The organism is Wenyingzhuangia marina, from assembly GCF_900130035.1.
Lineage (GTDB): Bacteria > Bacteroidota > Bacteroidia > Flavobacteriales > Flavobacteriaceae > Wenyingzhuangia > Wenyingzhuangia marina.
The window spans coordinates 91,822-110,914 of the sequence record NZ_FQXQ01000005.1 but is presented as its reverse complement, the minus strand read 5'-3'; the positions used below and the strand labels follow the sequence as shown (position 1 = coordinate 110,914).

At 33.9% G+C, this 19,093-nt stretch carries 17 protein-coding genes; 10 read left to right on the top strand and 7 right to left on the bottom strand.

Features of this window, described 5'->3' with window-relative positions:
• Positions 1-9: 9 nt before the first annotated feature.
• The 5 genes from cysD to BUB70_RS11825 form a co-directional block, all read right to left on the bottom strand.
• Positions 10-909 (bottom strand): sulfate adenylyltransferase subunit CysD, encoded by a 900-nt coding sequence (gene cysD / locus BUB70_RS11845; RefSeq protein WP_073121876.1) that lies wholly within the window; start codon positions 907-909, stop codon positions 10-12.
• 100 nt (positions 910-1,009) lie between these two features.
• Positions 1,010-1,639 (bottom strand): phosphoadenosine phosphosulfate reductase domain-containing protein, encoded by a 630-nt coding sequence (locus tag BUB70_RS11840; protein WP_073121874.1) that lies wholly within the window; start codon positions 1,637-1,639, stop codon positions 1,010-1,012.
• Positions 1,639-1,896, bottom strand: a complete 258-nt coding sequence (locus BUB70_RS11835; RefSeq protein WP_073121872.1) for a DUF2061 domain-containing protein — start codon at positions 1,894-1,896, stop codon at positions 1,639-1,641. The genes BUB70_RS11840 and BUB70_RS11835 overlap by 1 nt, the downstream gene beginning before the upstream one ends.
• 180 nt (positions 1,897-2,076) lie before the next feature.
• Positions 2,077-2,289: a putative signal transducing protein gene (locus tag BUB70_RS11830; RefSeq protein WP_073121870.1), complete on the bottom strand. Its 213-nt coding sequence runs from the start codon at positions 2,287-2,289 to the stop codon at positions 2,077-2,079.
• Positions 2,290-2,291: 2 nt separating this feature from the next.
• Positions 2,292-2,705 (bottom strand): RrF2 family transcriptional regulator, encoded by a 414-nt coding sequence (locus tag BUB70_RS11825; protein ID WP_073121869.1) that lies wholly within the window; start codon positions 2,703-2,705, stop codon positions 2,292-2,294.
• Between the two features lie 235 nt (positions 2,706-2,940).
• Between BUB70_RS11825 and BUB70_RS14110 the strand changes: the two genes are divergently transcribed.
• Complete coding sequence (locus BUB70_RS14110) at positions 2,941-3,096, top strand: hypothetical protein (protein ID WP_159431430.1); 156 nt, start codon at positions 2,941-2,943, stop codon at positions 3,094-3,096.
• 88 nt (positions 3,097-3,184) lie between these two features.
• On the opposite strand, the gene nirD is transcribed toward BUB70_RS14110, so the two are convergent.
• Together nirD and nirB are read right to left on the bottom strand one after the other, a co-directional pair.
• Positions 3,185-3,559 carry a nitrite reductase small subunit NirD gene (gene nirD / locus BUB70_RS11820; RefSeq protein ID WP_073121868.1) on the bottom strand — a complete coding sequence of 125 codons (375 nt, stop codon included), beginning with the start codon at positions 3,557-3,559 and terminating at the stop codon, positions 3,185-3,187.
• A gap of 26 nt (positions 3,560-3,585) precedes the next feature.
• Entirely contained in the window at positions 3,586-6,105 is a 2,520-nt protein-coding gene (gene nirB, locus BUB70_RS11815) for a nitrite reductase large subunit NirB (RefSeq protein WP_073121866.1), read from the bottom strand.
• A gap of 103 nt (positions 6,106-6,208) precedes the next feature.
• Here nirB and BUB70_RS11810 point away from each other — a divergent pair, with 103 nt between their 5' ends.
• The 9 genes from BUB70_RS11810 (at position 6,209) to BUB70_RS11770 (ending at position 19,088) form a co-directional block, all read left to right on the top strand.
• A complete protein-coding gene (locus tag BUB70_RS11810; RefSeq protein ID WP_073121864.1) occupies positions 6,209-6,919 on the top strand; it encodes a Crp/Fnr family transcriptional regulator in 711 nt (236 codons plus the stop codon).
• Positions 6,920-7,085: 166 nt separating this feature from the next.
• Complete coding sequence (locus BUB70_RS11805) at positions 7,086-8,462, top strand: CmpA/NrtA family ABC transporter substrate-binding protein (RefSeq protein WP_073121863.1); 1,377 nt, start codon at positions 7,086-7,088, stop codon at positions 8,460-8,462.
• A 90-nt stretch (positions 8,463-8,552) separates the two neighbouring features.
• Positions 8,553-9,650: an ABC transporter permease gene (locus BUB70_RS11800; protein ID WP_073121862.1), complete on the top strand. Its 1,098-nt coding sequence runs from the start codon at positions 8,553-8,555 to the stop codon at positions 9,648-9,650.
• Between the two features lie 21 nt (positions 9,651-9,671).
• Positions 9,672-10,523, top strand: coding sequence for an ABC transporter ATP-binding protein (locus tag BUB70_RS11795; protein WP_188351969.1), 852 nt, complete (start codon positions 9,672-9,674; stop codon positions 10,521-10,523).
• Between the two features lie 11 nt (positions 10,524-10,534).
• A complete protein-coding gene (locus BUB70_RS11790) occupies positions 10,535-11,347 on the top strand; it encodes an ABC transporter ATP-binding protein (RefSeq protein WP_073121859.1) in 813 nt (270 codons plus the stop codon).
• 68 nt (positions 11,348-11,415) lie between these two features.
• Positions 11,416-12,654: an alginate export family protein gene (locus BUB70_RS11785; RefSeq protein ID WP_073121857.1), complete on the top strand. Its 1,239-nt coding sequence runs from the start codon at positions 11,416-11,418 to the stop codon at positions 12,652-12,654.
• Positions 12,655-12,886: 232 nt separating this feature from the next.
• Entirely contained in the window at positions 12,887-16,417 is a 3,531-nt protein-coding gene (locus BUB70_RS11780) for a nitrate reductase (RefSeq protein WP_073121855.1), read from the top strand.
• A 4-nt stretch (positions 16,418-16,421) separates the two neighbouring features.
• Positions 16,422-17,867 (top strand): rubredoxin, encoded by a 1,446-nt coding sequence (locus BUB70_RS11775; protein WP_073121854.1) that lies wholly within the window; start codon positions 16,422-16,424, stop codon positions 17,865-17,867.
• A 30-nt stretch (positions 17,868-17,897) separates the two neighbouring features.
• Entirely contained in the window at positions 17,898-19,088 is a 1,191-nt protein-coding gene (locus BUB70_RS11770) for a molybdopterin molybdotransferase MoeA (RefSeq protein ID WP_073121852.1), read from the top strand.
• The last annotated feature ends 5 nt before the right edge of the window (positions 19,089-19,093 follow it).

Here is a 19,093-nt window from a genome sequence, read left to right as displayed (position 1 = left end):
CTGTACTTCCTAAAAATACCCTTGTTGTTTACGTTTTTCCATCGCTGCTTCAGAACGCTTATCATCAATACGAGCACCACGTTCAGAAATAGATGAATCTCTAATTTCTTGTACTACTTTAGAAATAGAAACCGCATCAGATAAAACTGCTGCTGTACAACTCATATCTCCCACAGTTCTAAAACGGACCATCATTTCTTGTACTTCTTCATCTTCTGCACGGTATACTACATCGTCTTCTGCAGACCAAATCATTCCGTCTCTTAAGAATACTTTACGTTTATGTGCAAAATAAATAGATGGAATTTCAATATTTTCTCTTTCTATATAAGACCAAACATCTAATTCTGTCCAGTTAGAAATAGGAAAACATCTTACGTTTTGACCTAATTCTATTTTACCGTTTAATAAATCGAATAATTCTGGACGTTGGTTTTTTTCATCCCACTCTCCAAAATCAGAACGAACTGAAAAAATACGTTCCTTAGCTCTTGCTTTTTCCTCATCTCTACGAGCTCCTCCAATACATGCATCAAAACCAAATTCCTCAATAGCATCTAACAATGTTTCAGTTTGTAACATGTTTCGAGAAGCGTATTTACCTGTTTCTTCTACTACTTTACCAGCATCAATATTATCTTGTACATTACGTACAATCAAGTCTATTCCTAATTCTTTTGCCAAACGATCTCTAAACTCAATAGTTTCTGGAAAGTTATGACCTGTATCTACGTGTAAAAATGGGAAAGGTATTTTAGCTGGCCAGAATGCTTTTTGAGCCAATCTTACCAATGTAATAGAATCTTTACCTCCAGAGAATAACAATACTGGTTTTTCAAATTGTGCCGCTACCTCTCTTAAAATATAGATTGCTTCACTTTCTAATGTATTTACTCTTAATTCGTTCATTTCTTTATTTAGTATTAAGTAATTAGTACTGAGTACTAAGACTAACAACTTCTATTTTATTTTTTAACTATGTACTGAATACTTTGTACTCTGTACTTTTTTAATTGTGCAACCCACACTCTCTGTTTCCTAACACTTTTGTAGGATCAAAATACTTGTGTTCGTTTGGAATCTTATTTTCTTCTAAATAAGCATCTAATTGCTCATCTGTGTAATTATAAAAAGGACTTACTTTTAAAATTCCATCTTCTCCTTGAGAAACCACATTAATAGAATCTCTAAAAGCAGTTTGTCCTTTTCTTAAGTTGGTAAACCATACATCTGGTTGATGTGTAGCCATCGCTCTTCTAAAAGGCTCTAACTTTACTTGTTCTGTAAACTCTTTATGCATTGGATCCTCAATTTGAGGAATTCCCATAATTGCATCTCTATGAGAAGAAGTTTGTTTTGGCACATACAAATCGATATTTAAATCTAACAATTTGATTAACTCCTCTGCGTGCTTGTAAGTATTACGAGTGTTATATCCTGTATCACACCAAATTACATCAATACTTGGCTTTACACTAGTTACTGCATGAAGAATAGCTCCTTCATATGGTCTAAAATTAGTGGTAACTACTGGTTTTTTTGCATGTATAATGGCCCATGCCACAATTTCTTCTGGTAATTTTCCTTCCAACTCAGTATTAAATTGTGCTATTTCTTGATCTGTAAATCGCTTACTCATTATTTCCCCCATTTTATTGCATTCCAAATGCGTTCGTGAAAAAAGTATAAAATCATTTTTGTGAAAAGATCTATAGATGCAATTGATGTTGCTGTTTTTACATCACCAGTAGCAATCCAAGATATGATTAAGGTATCTAAACTACCTATCATTCTCCAACTCACAGCTTTTACTACACTACGAATCGGCTTTTCTGAAGACACAGATGTAGCATAACTACTATCTCCATCTTTATTAAAAATTTTCTCTGTTACCATTTTCTTTAAATCTTTTCACCTATTACCCTACTTAATAAGTAGGAAATTAAAATAAGTAGGCAGCAAAGATAAAGTTTTTATTAGATGCTCACAACAAAAAACATAAAAATCTACAAATTTAGTAGGGTAATAAAATTAACAGTAATAAGAGTTCTTATTTACAATAAGAATTACTGAGATTTATTTTAAAGAAGAAATGATTTCTTTGACCTCTGACTCTTGATCAGAATGCACATAAAGTTCTTGAAAATCTGGCATTACAGCCCCAAAACCAGCAACACTAGCCGAAGTAGTATTGTCTTTTACAATAGGTTCAATACCTTGATCTTGTAATAATTGTCTTACATGTTGAACCTCAACAACGCTACCTGAAAACACTTTGATAAAAGCCATATTTAGTAATTTATTAAATCCTGTAATGATGTATTTTTAAAGACTTGCAACGAACTATCTCTTACTTGTATCATTAATTTGTTCACCGCACAAACTTCTTCACTTTTGCAATCATCACATTTTTTATAAAAATTAAGAGATACACAAGGCACCATTGCAATAGGCCCTTCTAAAGTACGAATAATATCTGTCATTGGAATATCTTTTGGCAAACGAGCCAAAAAATACCCTCCACCTTTTCCTTTTTTAGAATCTAACACACCTGCTTTTCTCAACTCTAAAAGTATCCTTTCTAAAAACTTTACAGATATATTTTCATGACCTGCGATCTCAGAAATTTGCACAGGACAATTCTCTTTTCGCTTGGCCAAATAAGTCAATGCCTTAATACCGTATTTTGTTTTCTTTGATAACATTTACACAAATATACAATTCCTACTTATATAGTGGGGAAAAGTTTTCACATACAAAAACCATCAAAAAACAGGCTTATACACCAGACAAAAAAAATTATCAACCTACTTAAAAACAACACCTTACTGACATAAAGCAGTTTTTATCCCTGTATAAAAACAGTCCTCCAAACACAGATAATTAATAACTTTATGAAAAAGAAAAACTCAAAATATTAACTCAAAAAACCATAATCCTATGAAAAAACTTACTTACACTCAGTATTTCGAATTGATTTTGAAAGCAAAGAAACACAATCCTTACTTTTACGTAGCCACTTTTAACGAAGCAAAAAGAAATCTAGTTCCTGAACAATTTATGTTGTTACAACAAAAAATTTCTAAAGCAGCATAAATTTACTCTTACAATAATTAAAAAAGCTCGATGTTTCCATCGAGCTTCGTTGAGTATAAAACAAACTTATTAATAAATAAATTATTTATTAACGAGTACCGATATAAACGAATCCATCTTCAATTTTTACTGGAAAAACAGCTATTGAATAATCTTCTCCGTTTAAATTCTCTCCTGTTTCAAGAGAAAAAGTCTTTTTATGTAGTGGACATGCTATTTTAGGAGTTCCGCAATCCTCTCCTATCATACCTCTTGACAATACCATTTCCATTTTATGTGGACACACGTTTTGTGATGCATACCATTTACCTTCTGCTGTAAAGTTAAATACAGCTATTTGTTTATCATTTACTTTTACACACGCTCCTCCGTTCTCAGGAAACTTACTAACTGGAGCTGCTTTGAACCATGTAGTAACTTCTGACTCTGCTAATGATTTATAATTTTCTAAAATTGAATTCATCTTTTTAAATTTTTAAGGATTACCAATTAAGCCCAAAGTTTTGGCATTTTTTGATCTCTTAGAGATACAAACTCAATAGTTTCATCACTTTCATTAGAGTTTACAAAATGTGCAAAACGATTATTTTGTTCATCAATATTCTCAATAGCTTCTTTCCACTCACATTTATAAGCATCTACCAAACCAGCCATATCATTATCTAACTGCTCACACAAACCTAAAGAATCATTAATCACCACATCTTTTACATGCTCAATTCCTCCTTCTATTTTATCTAACCACGCTGCAGTTCTTACTAATGGCCCTGCTGTTTTTATATAGTACATTAAAAATCTATCAGTATATCTAATCACTTCTTCATTGGTAATTTTCTCTGCCAACAACTGAGCATGTCTTGGAGTAGCCCCTCCGTTACCACCGATATATAAATTCCAACCACCTTCTACAGCAATAATTCCAAAATCTTTTCCTCTAGCCTCTGCACATTCACGAATACAACCAGAAACTCCTCCTTTAATTTTATGTGGTGACCTTAACCCTTTGTATCTATTCTCAATTTCAATAGCAAAAGATACAGATTCATCCATACCATAACGACACCAAGTAGAACCTACACAAGATTTAACTGTACGTAAAGATTTTCCATAGGCATGACCCGATTCAAAACCAGCATCAATTAAATCTTTCCAAATCAAGGGTAATTCATGCAACTCTGCTCCAAAAAAGTCAATACGAGCTCCTCCTGTGATCTTTGTATACAAATCGTATTTTTTACCAATTTGTCCCAATACAATTAATTGCTCTGGAGTGATTTCTCCTCCAGCTACTCTTGGCACTACAGAATAAGTACCATTTCTTTGAATGTTAGCTAAAAATTTATCATTTGAGTCTTGAATCACATTGTGATCATTTCCTGTATCTGCATAAATACTCGCAAATAATGATGCAGCTACAGGCTTACATGTTTCACAACCTAATTTTCCTTTTCCATGAGAACTAATTAACTCATCAAAAGTTTTAATTCCTTTTAACTTAACAATATCATATAATTCTTGACGAGAATAATCAAAATGATCACAAACAGTTTCCTTTACAGTTACCCCTTGCGCTTTTAATGATTCGTTAATTAAATCGGTAACCATTGGTTTACATCCTCCACAACCTGTAGTTGCTTTAGTTGCTGCTGCTACTTCTTTTAAAGTAGTCATTCCTTCATCATTTACTTTGCAACAAATTGCTCCTTTTGTTACCGCCTCACAAGAACAAACTACCGCTGAATCTGGTAAATCCAAAGCCGATCCAAAAGAGGCCTCTTCTCCTCCACGTGCTCCTAAAATTAAATCTTCAGGATTTTCTGGAATCGCCATTCCGTTTAAGAATATTTGATGCAACATATTATAATCACTTGCATCCCCAACCAAAATACCTCCTAATAATTTTTTACCATCTTTAGATACATTGATTTTTTTGTAAATCCCTTGGAACTTATTTTCATATACAATAGACTCACTTTCCTTTGCTTCATTTAACGCATCACCAAAACTGGCTACATCAATTCCACTTAATTTTAATTTCGTAGACATGTCAATTGCTGTTGGCATTAAAGCATCTCCTCCTAGTATTTGATCTACAGCAACACCCGCCATGTCATACCCCGGAGCTACCAAACCATAAATCATATGATTTAACAAAGCACACTCACCAATAGCATAAATACTATCATCTGAAGTTTTCATATCGTTGGTAACAACAATTCCACCACGAGTTCCAACATCCAAACCACAAGTTTTAGCCAACTCATCTCTTGGACGAATCCCTGCAGAAACCAATAACATATCCACAGGAAGTGTTTCCTCTTCAGAAAACTTCATCCCTGTTATTGAATCTTGCCCTTCAATATTCTGTGTTCCTTTATTTAATAATATATCTATTCCTAAGTCTTCTAATTTTCTTTGCAACACTTTACTAGCATCTCCATCTAACTGTCTCGGCATTAATCTTGGTGCAAACTCCACTACCGATGTTTTAAGCCCCATATCTATGATTGCCTTTCCAGCCTCTAAACCTAAAAGCCCTCCCCCTAGAATAGCAGCCTTTCCATTAGGTTTGTTTTTTTTAATCTCCTCAACATAAGACATCGTAGCGTCTAAATCTTCAATAGTTCTATACACAAACACTCCTTTTTTCTCTATTCCTGAAATTGGAGGAACAAAAGCAGAAGACCCTGTTGCTAAGATCAAATAATCATAAGTATACTCCTTATCACTAATAGTTGTGATGGTTTTACTTGCTCTATGAATGTCAGTTACACGTTCATTAGTAATTAATTCGATATTATTTTCCTCATACCAAGATCTTGGTGCCATACTTAATCGCTCAGCATTTTGATCAGAAAAATACTCACTTAAATGTACTCTATCATAAGCAGGCCTTGGTTCTTCACCAAAAACAATCACCTTATAATAACCACTCTTAGCCTTAGCCATAAGCTTTTCACAAAACTTATAACCTACCATTCCGTTACCTATTACTAAAATTGTTTTCATATATAAATAAGTTTGTTTTACTTTGTACTACGAGGCAAATATACGTAGTAATACCTAGATTAACAAAAAATTAAGTAAATTTGTCGTATAAATACGTAGAATTATGAGTTATAGCTGTACAAACTGCACTAATGAGACGTGCTTAATCAAAAAAAACTTAGGTCATATAAACAATGTAAACCCTGAGATTACAGAACAAAAACACACCATACAGTGTAAAAAGTCTAGACAATTCATTATGGAAGGAGCCCCTGTTAATGGTTTATACTTTATATATAGTGGTAAAGTAAAAGTGATTAAAACTGGATACAACGGAAAAGAACAAATACTTAGACTGTCAAAAGACGGAGAAGTAATTGGTCACCGAGGATTTGGTATGGGTGAAACTTATAAGATTGGAGCCACAGCCCTTGAAGACACTGTATTATGTAATTTCTCTACAGCCCTACTAAAAGAGATCTTATTATCCGAACCTAAAGTCACTTTCGATTTTATGCATTTTTATGCAGAAGAGCTAAACCGTAGTGAAACTAAGGTAAAAACCATGTCTCAAATGACAGTTAGAGAGAAAGTAATAGATATGCTACTATACTTATACAGAAAGTTTGGTGAAGAGAATGGAGCAATAGGAATTGAGCTATCTAGAAAAGAACTAGCTGATTACGCGGGGACTACAGACGAACAAGTAATCCGTATTTTATCAGCCTTAAAAAAAGAACACCTAATACACACAAAATCTAAATTGATAAAAATACTAGATGTACCTAAACTTAAGAAAGAAATCTCTGAACACAATTTCTTCCTAGATAGTTAAAAACTACGTAAACACTTAAATCCACATTGAAAAACTGCCTATCGGCAGTTTTTTTTATGCCTAAAAACCTAATTACAGATGCCTAAACAAGGTTTACGTAAACCAACTACGTATATATCTTTGTTAAAACTAAGTATCAATACGTAATTAACTTAAATTAATCAACATGAAAATTACATTCTTTAAAGCCTCTACTTTGATTGCTGCAGCATTTATGTTAGCATCATGTGGAAACAAGAAAAAAAAGGAAACCACCAAAACAAGTGATGTCGCCCAAGTTAGCTCTTCATTAGAAATTGAAAAACCACAATTAACTTTTGGTTTTATTAAATTAACAGATATGGCTCCTTTAGCCATTGCAAAAGAAAAAGGTTTCTTTGAAGACGAAGGATTATTTGTTTCTGTAGAAGCACAATCTAACTGGAAAAATATTTTAGACCGTGTTATTGACGGTCAATTAGACGGATCACACATGTTAGCAGGTCAACCAATTGCTGCAGGTGCTGGTTTCGGACGTCAGGCAGCTTTGGTAACTCCTTTCTCTATGGACTTAAATGGAAATGCTATCACGGTTTCTAACAAAGTATGGGAAGGAATGGAGCCACATGTAAAAAAAGACGGAAACGGAAAACCTATTCACCCAATTAGCGCAGATGCTTTAAAACCAGTTATTACCCAGTACAAAAACGAAGGAAAACCTTTTAAAATGGGAATGGTATTTCCTGTATCAACACATAACTACGAAATTAGATATTGGTTAGCTGCGGCAGGAATCAATCCAGGGATGTATTCTGCAGATAACATTCAAGGACAAATTGATGCAGAAGTATTATTATCAGTAACGCCTCCACCACAAATGCCAGCTACTTTAGAAGCAGGAACTATTTACGGATATTGTGTAGGAGAACCTTGGAACCAACAAGCTGTTGCTAAAGGAATTGGTGTACCTGTTGTAACCAACTACGACATCTGGAAAAACAATCCAGAAAAAGTATTTGTAATGACTAAGAAGTTTGTAGAAGAAAATCCAAACACCGCTATTGCTGTAACCAAAGCATTAATTAGAGCAGGACAATGGTTAGATGCTCCTGGAAACAGAGCTGAAGCCGTAAAAATACTATCGATGCCACAATATGTTGGTGCTGATGAAGCTGTATTAGCAAACTCAATGACTGGAACTTTTGAATTCGAAAAAGATGACAAACGTGCAATGCCAGACTTTAACGTATTCTACCGTTACAACGCAACTTATCCATTCTATTCTGATGCAGTATGGTTCTTAACTCAAATGAGAAGATGGGGACAAATTCCCGAGACAAAACCAGCTGAATGGTACGCTAAAAAAGCTAAAGACATTTACCGTCCTGATATCTGGAAAAAAGCTGCTGACTTATTAGTTGCAGAAGGAAAAATTCCTGCATCAGATATTCCAGAAACTGATGGATATAAACCAGCAACAACAGATTTTATTGACGGGAATAAATATGATGGTAAAGACCCTATCGGATACATCAACTCTTTCAAAATAGGAAACAAAGACTAATCTACTTAAAAGAGAACCCATATCAGGGATACCCAATCCCTGATATACATTACTGAACAACTAAGGAAGCATTAAGGAAAATAGCACATCATGAAAGATTCAATCATCAGAGGAATTAAATTTATTGGACTAGGGTTTTTAGAACCGCTAATACGTTTAATCAATAAAGAAGAACCTAAAAAAAACACTAGAGAAGTAATGAGAAAAATAGTTGCACCTATTGCATCTGTATTCATCTTTATTGGACTTTGGCAACTAGGATCTACTTCTTTATATAATAAAGAGGCTGAGTATAAAATTGAAGCAGCAACAAGAAACCAAGGTGAGGAGGCTGCAGCAAAGCTAAAAGCATGTATGGAATCAGGAGATGCTAACTGTCAACCAAACACATTGCCATCACCTAGCCAAGTTTATGCGGCATATCAAGTTTTACTAGAAGACCACAAACAAATTTCTGCTGACAAAGAAGCGTTTGCTGAGAAAACTTTTGAAATGAATAAAAAACGTGTAGCACAAGGTAAAAGAGCCATTACATACACCGGAAGGCCTTCATTTGTAGACCAGATTAAAACAAGTTTAAAAACGGTTTTTGCAGGTTTTTTATTAGCCCTTTTTATTGCAGTTCCTATTGGTATTGTACTTGGATTAAGTAAAACCTTAAGAGGATCTATCAACTGGATTATTCAAATTTTTAAACCTGTATCACCTGTTGTATGGTTATTATTAGTTTTCATGATTGTAAAAACCTTAACTAAAAATTCTGATAGTGACAGTTCATTTATCATTTCATTCATCTCTGTAGGATTGTGTTCCATGTGGGCAACCTTAGTAAACACTGCTATGGGAGTTTCATCAGTAAATACCGATTATATTAATGTAGCTAAAGTATTAAGATTAAGACCTCTTCAAAAAATATTTAAAGTGATTTTACCTGCATCATTACCTTTAATTTTTACGGGCTTACGTATTACTTTATCAGTAGCATGGATGGTATTAATCGCAATTGAATTACTTGCTCAATCTCCTGGATTAGGGTCATTTGTATGGGAGGAATTCCAAAATGGAGCCATGGATTCTAACTCAAAAATAATTGTTGCCATGTTTGTTATTGGTTTCATTGGATTTGCTTTAGACAGAATCATGTTATTTATTCAAAACTTAGTTTCTTTTGAAAAAGAGACCATTTAAGAATCATTAAAACTAAATATCATGGCCATATTAGAACTCAAGAACATATACAAAACCTACAATCCAACAAAGGAGGACAAGGGAGAAATTCTAGACAACATTAACCTTAACATTGAAGAAGGAGAATTTGTAGCCATTGTAGGATTCTCAGGGAGTGGAAAAACAACTTTAGTAAATCTTATTAACGGACTACTAAAACCAACCGAAGGAGAAGTTATTTTTAAAGGAAAGCCCGTAGAAGACACAAGCCACGAAAGAGGAGTTATTTTTCAAAACTATTCTCTTTTGCCTTGGCTGACCGTTTATCAAAATATTGATATGGCAATTCAAGAAGCTTTTCCAAAAGCATCAAAACAAGAAAAAGATGTACGTGTAAAAGAACATGTTGAAATGGTAGGATTAACCCACGCTTTAAACAAATATCCAAAAGAATTGTCAGGAGGAATGAGACAACGTGTTTCTGTAGCCAGAGCATTATCAATGAATCCAGAAATGATTATTATGGACGAACCACTAGGAGCTTTAGATGCTTTGACTCGTGGAAATTTACAAGATGAAATTCTTAAAATTTGGGAAGTTAACAAACGTACCGCTTTATTAATCACTAACGACGTTGATGAAGCAATGTACATGGCAGACAGAATTATTCCTTTAAAGCCAGGACCCAACGCAACCCTTGGACCTGAGTTTAAAATAAATATTGAAAGACCAAGAAACAAAACAGCCCTTAATGATAATGAAGAGTATAAAAAAACTCGCATCAAAATCATTGAATATTTAATGGATCTTGGAGAAAAACAAGCAGCCAAAAGCACTTCTAGTTACGAACTCCCAGACATTCAACCCAAGGACTTTAGATGGGATACTAATTAAAAACTAAAAACATGAACCAATTAATACACAACCCAGAAATAGAGAAATTCCCATCTAACGAAGTGATGTTAGATTTGATAGATCTAAAAAAAGTATACCCTACCCCAAAAGGTGATTATGTAGTATTAGAAAACCTAAACCTACAAATTAAAAAAGAAGAGTTCATTACAATTATTGGTCACTCAGGATGTGGAAAAACAACCATGCTATCTATGATGGCTGGATTAAATGAAATTTCCGGAGGTAAAATTTCAGTATTAGGAAGCAGTATTAAAGGTCCTGGACCAGACAGAGGTGTTATTTTTCAAGCTCCAAGCTTAATGCCATGGCTAACCACCATGGAAAATGTAATGTTAGGAGTAAAAAAAGTTTACCCCCACGCCACTAAAAAACAAAAAGAAGACATTTGTAAATACTACTTACACAAAGTAGGAATGGAAAGTTCTTTTAACAAAAGAGCTTCTGAAATATCTCAAGGAGAACAACAAAGAGTTGGTATTGCAAGAGCATTTGCTATCAAACCAAAAGTGCTTTTACTAGATGAGCCTTTTGGAATGTTAGATTCTTTAACCAGAGGTCAACTACAAGATGTATTGATTGATGTTTGGAACAAAGAAAAAATTACTGCAGTAATGATTACACATGATGTTGATGAAGCTATTTTTTTAGCAGACAGAGTTGTCATGATGACCAGCGGTCCTAAAGCCAAAATTGGAGACGTACTCCCTATTGAGTTTGAAAGACCCAGAACAAGAAAAGCCATTTTAGAACATGATGATTACTACAAATACAGAAAACATCTAATTGACTTTTTAGAACACTAAACCACTTTTTAACTATTTCGTTTTTAATAGCGAAGAAATAATCAACAAACAACTTAACAAACTTAATTATGAAATTCACTAAATCATTATTAATCGCTGCTTTTGCCTTTTCATCAGTAGCAAACGCACAGGAAGAAAAACCAAGCTTCTCATTAACTGGAGAATTTAGACCACGAACAGAATTAGGTGGAAGCGGAGGACCATTTACTGCATCACCCGCAACACCAGGAGGAAGCACTGCTCCTGTAGGATCTGAATCATTTATTAAAACATCGGTAAGAGCAGCTCTTAATGCTACATACAAAAATGACTCCTACACATTGTACTTAGGCGTACAAGAAGTATTCTTTTATGGAGACAGAACACAAATATCTGCTACAGGAAATGGTAATTTAAGATTTCAAGAAGCCTGGGCTAATATTAATTTATTTGAAGGTGGTAGCCTAAAAGTAGGTCGCCAACCATTATCTTATGACGATCAAAGAATTTTAGGAGGATTAGGCTGGGCTCAACAAGCAAGAACTCACGATGCTGCTGTTTTTAAATATAGTAACGATGGGTACAATTTAGACTTAGGAGGTTCTTTAAACACTTACGCAGGTACTATTTACCCATCTGCTACATTATTTTCTTACAGAGATATGGGATTTCTAAGAATTAATAAAACTTATGGAAGCTTAAACATTTCTTTATTAGGTTTAGTAACCACTCATCAAGCAGGAACTGAAAACAAATCAACCATAAAAACTGCTGGTGCACATTTAGACTACAAAACAGGGGCTTTTACTGCTAGTGCAAATGCTTATTTACAAAACGGAAACAGAAACGTAGGTGGAGCAGATGTTACTATTGATGGAGCATATTTAGCTAGTTTAGATCTAGGATATAAATTAGATAAAGTTACTTTTGGTTTAGGATACGAAACTATTTCTGGAAAAACTGACGATTCTGCCGCATTCTTCCCATTATACGGAACTAACCATAAATTTAATGGTTTGATGGATAGATTTTACGTAGGAAATCATGGAAATGCAGGAGGTTTAAACGATTTAAATGCTAGTGTATCTAGTAAAATTGCAGGTGCTGCGGTAAGTTTAAAATACCACAACTTTTCTGAAGTAGAAGATTTAGATGGTACTGGATCTGAATTAGGGTCTGAATTAGACTTAGTAGTTGCTAAAGGATTCAAAGGATTTAAATTAGTTGGAGGTTATTCTCAATTCTTTGAACCAGACTCTATTGTTGGAGCAAAAGACACTCAAAACTGGGCTTGGCTAATGTTAATTATCAAACCTAAATTTTTATAAAAATATTCAGTAATTATTCCTTAATTATTCAGTGTTAAAGGCTCGAGCATTTTGCTCGGGCTTTTTCACTTAATCTAACATTAACAAAACCTCATAAAATCAAGACAACAACAATCTTATTACCAACCATTTAAAATTTAAACAAAATCAATCTCCCAAAACTACGTATATATACTTAATATCTACGTAATTTTAGTATATTTGCATAAGTATTCTACAAAAACGAATCAATATGTCTGCAAATAAATCATATAAAACAACTTGTTCTTACTGTGGAGTAGGTTGCGGAATCATCGTAAATAAAGACAATAACGGAACATTAAAGGTAACTGGAGACACAGAACATCCTGTAAACAAAGGAATGTTATGCTCTAAAGGAATGAACCTTCATTATGTTGCACAAGATACTACGGATAGAATTTTATACCCAGAAATGAAGTGGAGTAAAAACCATCCATTAAAAAGAGTTTCATGGGACACTGCCTTCGAAAGAGCAGCTGCTGTTTTTAAATCTATCATTAAAAAACACGGACCTGATAGTGTTGGTTTTTACGTATCTGGACAATGTTTAACCGAAGAATATTATTTGGTAAACAAATTAACCAAAGGATTTATTGGAACCAACAACATAGACACTAATTCTAGACTATGCATGAGTTCTGCAGTAGTAGGATATAAAAAAGCGTTAGGAGAAGATGCAGTACCTATTGCTTATGCTGATATTGAATTGGCAGATACTTTTTTAATTACAGGAGCCAACCCTGCTTGGTGTCATCCTATTTTATACAGAAGACTAGAAAACCATAAAGAAGCCAATCCTGATACTAAATTTATTGTTGTAGATCCACGTAAAACGCAAACTGCTGCCATTGCTGATTTACATTTACAAATTCAACAAGGGACAGATGTTATTTTAAACAATGCCATTGTTCGTGAATTGATAGAAACAGATAAAATTGATATCGATTTTATTCAAAACCACACCAACAACTTTGAAGACGTTAAAAGACAAGTCTTTGAAACTTCTTTAGAAGATGCTGCTAAAATTTGTGATGTTTCTTTAGAAGACATCAAACTAGCTGCGAAATATATTGGAGATGCCAAAGGATTCATTAGCATGTGGACCATGGGATTAAACCAAAGTGTTATTGGTGTTGATAAAAACGTATCTCTTTTAAACATCTCTTTAGTGACTGGTCAAATTGGTAAACCTGGATCGGGACCGTTTTCTTTAACAGGGCAACCAAACGCCATGGGAGGTCGTGAAGTTGGAGGAATGGCTAATTTATTAGCTGTTCATAAAGACTTAATGAATCCAACCCACAGAAAAGAAGTTTCAGATTTTTGGGGAAGTAATCCTATCAATCCAAAACCAGGATATACAGCCACCAAAATGTTTGATGCTTTAGATAAAGGAGACTTAAAAGCAATTTGGATTATTTGTACCAACCCAGTAGTGAGCTTACCAAACTCTAACAAAGTAGAAAGAGCACTTAAAAAAGCAAAATTTGTAGTGGTTCAAGACATTTCTCACAATTCTGAAACCACCAAATATGCAGATTTATTATTACCTGCAGCAGGGTGGTTAGAAAAAGAAGGAACCATGTCTAACTCAGAGCGTAGAATATCTTATTTAGAAAAAGGAATTGAACCTCCAGGTGAAGCTTTACCTGATGTAGAAATCTTATGGCGATTTGCACAAGCCATGAATTACAGAGGTTTTGATTTTAAAAATGCAGAAGAGGTTTACAAGGAGTATTGTAGAATGACCAAAGGAACTAATATTGATATTTCTGCCTTAACTTATCAAAAATTAAAAGATTTAGGAACAGTTCAATGGCCATTTATTGATGAAAACAGCTTAGGAACACCGAGGTTGTTTACCGATAAAAAATTTTACACTCCAGACGGAAAAGCAAACTTTAATGTTGCTCAAAACATATACAATCAATCAGAACAACCTACAGAAGAATTTCCATTAATTCTAAACACAGGTCGTATTCGTGATCAATGGCACACCAGAACCAAAACAGGAAAAGTAAAACGTTTATTAACGCACATTAGCGGTCCTTATGTTGAAATAAATGAAGAAGAAGCCAAAGCAAGAAACATTGAAGAAGGAACTATAGTAGTGGTAAAAAACAATCGTGGTACTGCTAGAGTAAAAGCAATCATCAACAAAGACATCAAAAAAGGATCTATTTTTATGCCCATGCATTTTGGGAAAATATCTGGTTCTGATTTTGGTCGCGCTAACAATTTAACCAACGAACTAATTGACCCTGTTTCTAGCGAACCAGATTTTAAACACGCGGTAGCAGAAGTAACCAAATACAAAAAAGAAAAACAAAAAATATGTCTGATTGGTGCTGGTTCTGCCTCTTATAGATTTATTCAAACATACAGAGAACACAATACCGAAGATGAGTTAGATGTTTTCTCTCTAGAACCCTACCCATTCTACAACCGTGTGATGTTACCAGAATATATTAATGAAGAAATGACATGGGAACAGTTACAAAAAATTAAAGAAGGAGAGCTTGATAAGTTAAAAGTGACTTTACACGCTAGTTGCAGTATTGTAAAAATAAACAGAGAAGAAAAAACAATTTTAGATAGCAACGGAAACACCCATCATTATGATATTTTAATCATGGCTACCGGGAGTAGGGCTTTTGTACCTAAAGATTTTAGATTAGATATGCCTGGTGCTTTTACCATGCGTACCAAAAAAGATGCTGATGCTTTGAAAGCACATTTAGAAAAAACAGAATTACCTCAAGACAAACAACATGTAACTATTGTTGGAGGGGGATTGTTAGGGTTAGAATTAGCCGCATCACTTTCTAAAATAAATATAAAATCTAGTATCATTCAACGTGCCAACAGATTAATGGAACGTCAACTAGATTTGGTTTCTAGTAGATTATTAGATCAAGATGTAAAAGAAAGAGGAATCCAAATACACTACAACAATGAAGTGGATACTGTTTTTGAAACCAATAAAGAAACAGAGTTAGAAGTAAGATTAAAAACAGGAAAAATAATTAAAACCAACGCCATTGTTTACGCTATTGGTACTATTCCAAATATTGAATTAGGAAGAGAAATCAAACTAAATTGTGGTAGAGGAATTGAAGTCAACCAACATTTACAATCTAGCGATCCTAATATTTTTGCTTTGGGTGAGATTGCACAATATAACGGATGGTTATTTGGAATTACCTCAGCTGCAGAACAACAAGCAGATGTTGCTGCAAAGTATATTTTGGGTGATTTAGGAAGTGTTTATGATGGCTCTGTATTGATGAACATTTTAAAGTTTGAAAATCTTGACCTATGTAGCATCGGGAATATTGAAATTCCGAAAGGAGACAATTCCTACGAACAAATTATCTTAACCGATGAACGCAAGCGTTACTATAAAAAATGTGTAGTAAAAGATGATGTGCTAATTGGAGCTGTATTGATGGGAGATAAAAAAGAATTTGCCGAATTTAAAGCTTTGATTGAAGATCGAGTAGAACTATCAGACAAACGTGATGAATTGTTACGTGGTGGCGGTGGCGGAGAGCCTGTGATAGGGCAATTGGTTTGTTCTTGTAGCCAAGTAGGTGATGGTAATTTAAAACAAGCCATTGCAGGTGGATGCACAAACTTTACCGAACTTTGTAAAACTACCGGTGCCGGTTTAGGTTGTGGTAGTTGTAAGCCAGAAGTTAGAGATATTTTAAAAGAATCATTAACCCCTGTAAACGCATAATATAATGATTGAGAAACTAAAAAGAATTTTCATCAAAGGAGGTGTTATTACTCCCAATGAATTAAAACAAGTAACACATTTAGCCAAAGCATTGAATTTAACTTCTATCAGCTTTGGGTCTAGACAAGATATATTATTGCCCGTTAAAGAAAATCAGCAACACTTATTAAAAACTTATTTTCCAGAGTTTAAGCAAGATATTGATGACGACACTTATAAATATCAAAACATTGTTTCATCTTATGTTTGTGCAGATGTTTTTCAGCAAACACCATGGTTAAGTGCTTCCACTTATTTGTATTTACACGAAGATTTTAAGTACAACCCAACATTAAAAATCAACATTGTAGATCCACAACAAAATTTGGTTCCTATTTACAGTGGAAACTTAAACTTTATAGCTTCTAAAGATGAAGATTATTGGTACTTAAATTTAGATTTACCGGGTTGGAAAAAAGACATCAATTACCCTGTTTTAGTATATTCTTGGAACATCGCGAAGATTGCAAAAATTATTGAAGATGAATATCAGAATTTTGACAATGCTCAAGATTTATTTAAACACATCACCGATTTAACCGATGCCAATAACAAGGTAATTAAAGAACCGTTGAAAATTCCACACAGGCCATTTCCTTATTACGAAGGAATGAATAAAATGGGAATTAGTCAATATTGGCTAGGATTGTACTGGAGAAACAACAAATACGATATTAAATTTTTAGAAGATTTTTGTGACTTCTGTATGGATTACAAAATCAGTAGAATTTGTATTACCCCTTGGAAATCTTTTATTGTTAAAGGAATTGAGAAAGAATACAAGTTTATGCTTGAAAAATTCTTAGGTCAAAGAGGAATCAACGTACGTCACTCATCTCTAGAGTTAAATTGGCATTTACCCGTAAACGATGCTGAAGCACTAAAACTTAAAAGATTTATTGTAAAATCTTTTGATCAAAATGATATTAGTACTTATGGATTAACTTTTGGATACCACGAAAGAAGTGAAAACCCACATTATTTTACTTCTATGATTGTGGAGAAAAATCCATCTCCAAAAATCACCAATGAATTCCAAAATATTGCATCTTATAATGTTTTGTATTGTAAAAACTTTGATCCTAACACTAGAGAATATATTTCATACGCTCAAAATGTTGAGGAAATAGAATTACCTGGTTTGCTAATGCAACTAAGTCAATTGTATTTTGAACAACTAGACAACAATACAGAAAATGTTGCCAAACCAGTAGAAAATAAAGACTCTGGTTTGATAGAAACTCCCGTTTACCAATGCACTAGCTGCATGACAGTTTATGATGATGAAATTGGGGATGCAGAAGCCAACATTGCTCCTGGAGTAGCATTTAAAGACTTACCAAGTGATTATACCTGTAGTCTTTGCGAAGCTCCAAAAACTAAGTTTAAAGAAGTTGTTTTAGCAGAATAACCCTAATTTTGTCTTCTATATTTTATTGATATGAACAACTATTTAATAAGCATTAGCGAAGCCATGGAAATGGTAAACACCAACGTTTTAAGCAAAAAACCTGAAAAGATTTTACTTAAAGACGCCTTGGATTTGTTTTTAGCAGAAGATGTATTTTCCCCTATCAACATGCCGCCTTTTAACCAATCTGCCATGGATGGTTTTGCTGTTTTGTTTGACGAAACCCATCAAAATAACTTTACATTGGTTGATGAAATAAAAGCTGGAGACAATAACAAAAGAAAATTAAACATTGGCGAAGCGGTAAGAATTTTTACAGGGGCTCCTACTCCCACAAATGCCAATGCCGTTATCATGCAAGAAAACACCTCTGTTGAAAATGGGGTTTTAAATATTGATGACACATTAACTGATTATAAAAACATCAGATTAGAAGGAGAGCAAATCAAACAAAAACAAATTGCTTTGCAAAAAGGAGCAAAACTAAATCCGGCAGCCATTGGTTTTTTAGCAACATTAGGAATTACCGAAGTAAGTGTGCATCCAAAACCTAAAATTAGCATTGTGATTACAGGTAACGAATTGGTTACCCCAGGAACTCCATTAGCCTTTGGACAAATATATGAGAGCAATGCCATCATGCTACAAACTGCTTTGGCTAAAAAAGGCTTTACAGACATCACTCTTGTAAAAGTAAAAGATGACTATAATGATACCAAAACAGTATTAAACAATGTCATAGAACAAAGTGATTTGGTTTTAATTTCCGGAGGAATATCCGTTGGAGATTATGATTTTGTTGGAAAAGCATTGTTAGAATTAAAGACACAACAAATCTTTTACAAAATAAAACAAAAGCCAGGGAAACCTTTGTTTTTTGGGAAAAACCAAAATACCATCATTTTTGCTTTACCTGGAAATCCAGCATCGGCATTAACTTGCTATTATATTTACATTGAATCTGCATTGCAAAAAATCATTGGAAATCCAAATTATAGTAAACCCACAACTACCCTAACTCTATCTAACGAATACATTAAAAAAGGAACTAGAGGAGAATTTTTAAAAGCAAAAGCAACAGGAAGTGAGGTTGAAATTTTGGGAAGTCAAAGCTCTGCTATGTTAAATAGTTTTGCCCAAGCCAATGCTTTGGTTTATTTAGAAGATGATGTTAAAATGGTAAAAAAAGGAGAAAAAGTGAAAACCTATATTATTGATTAACAACC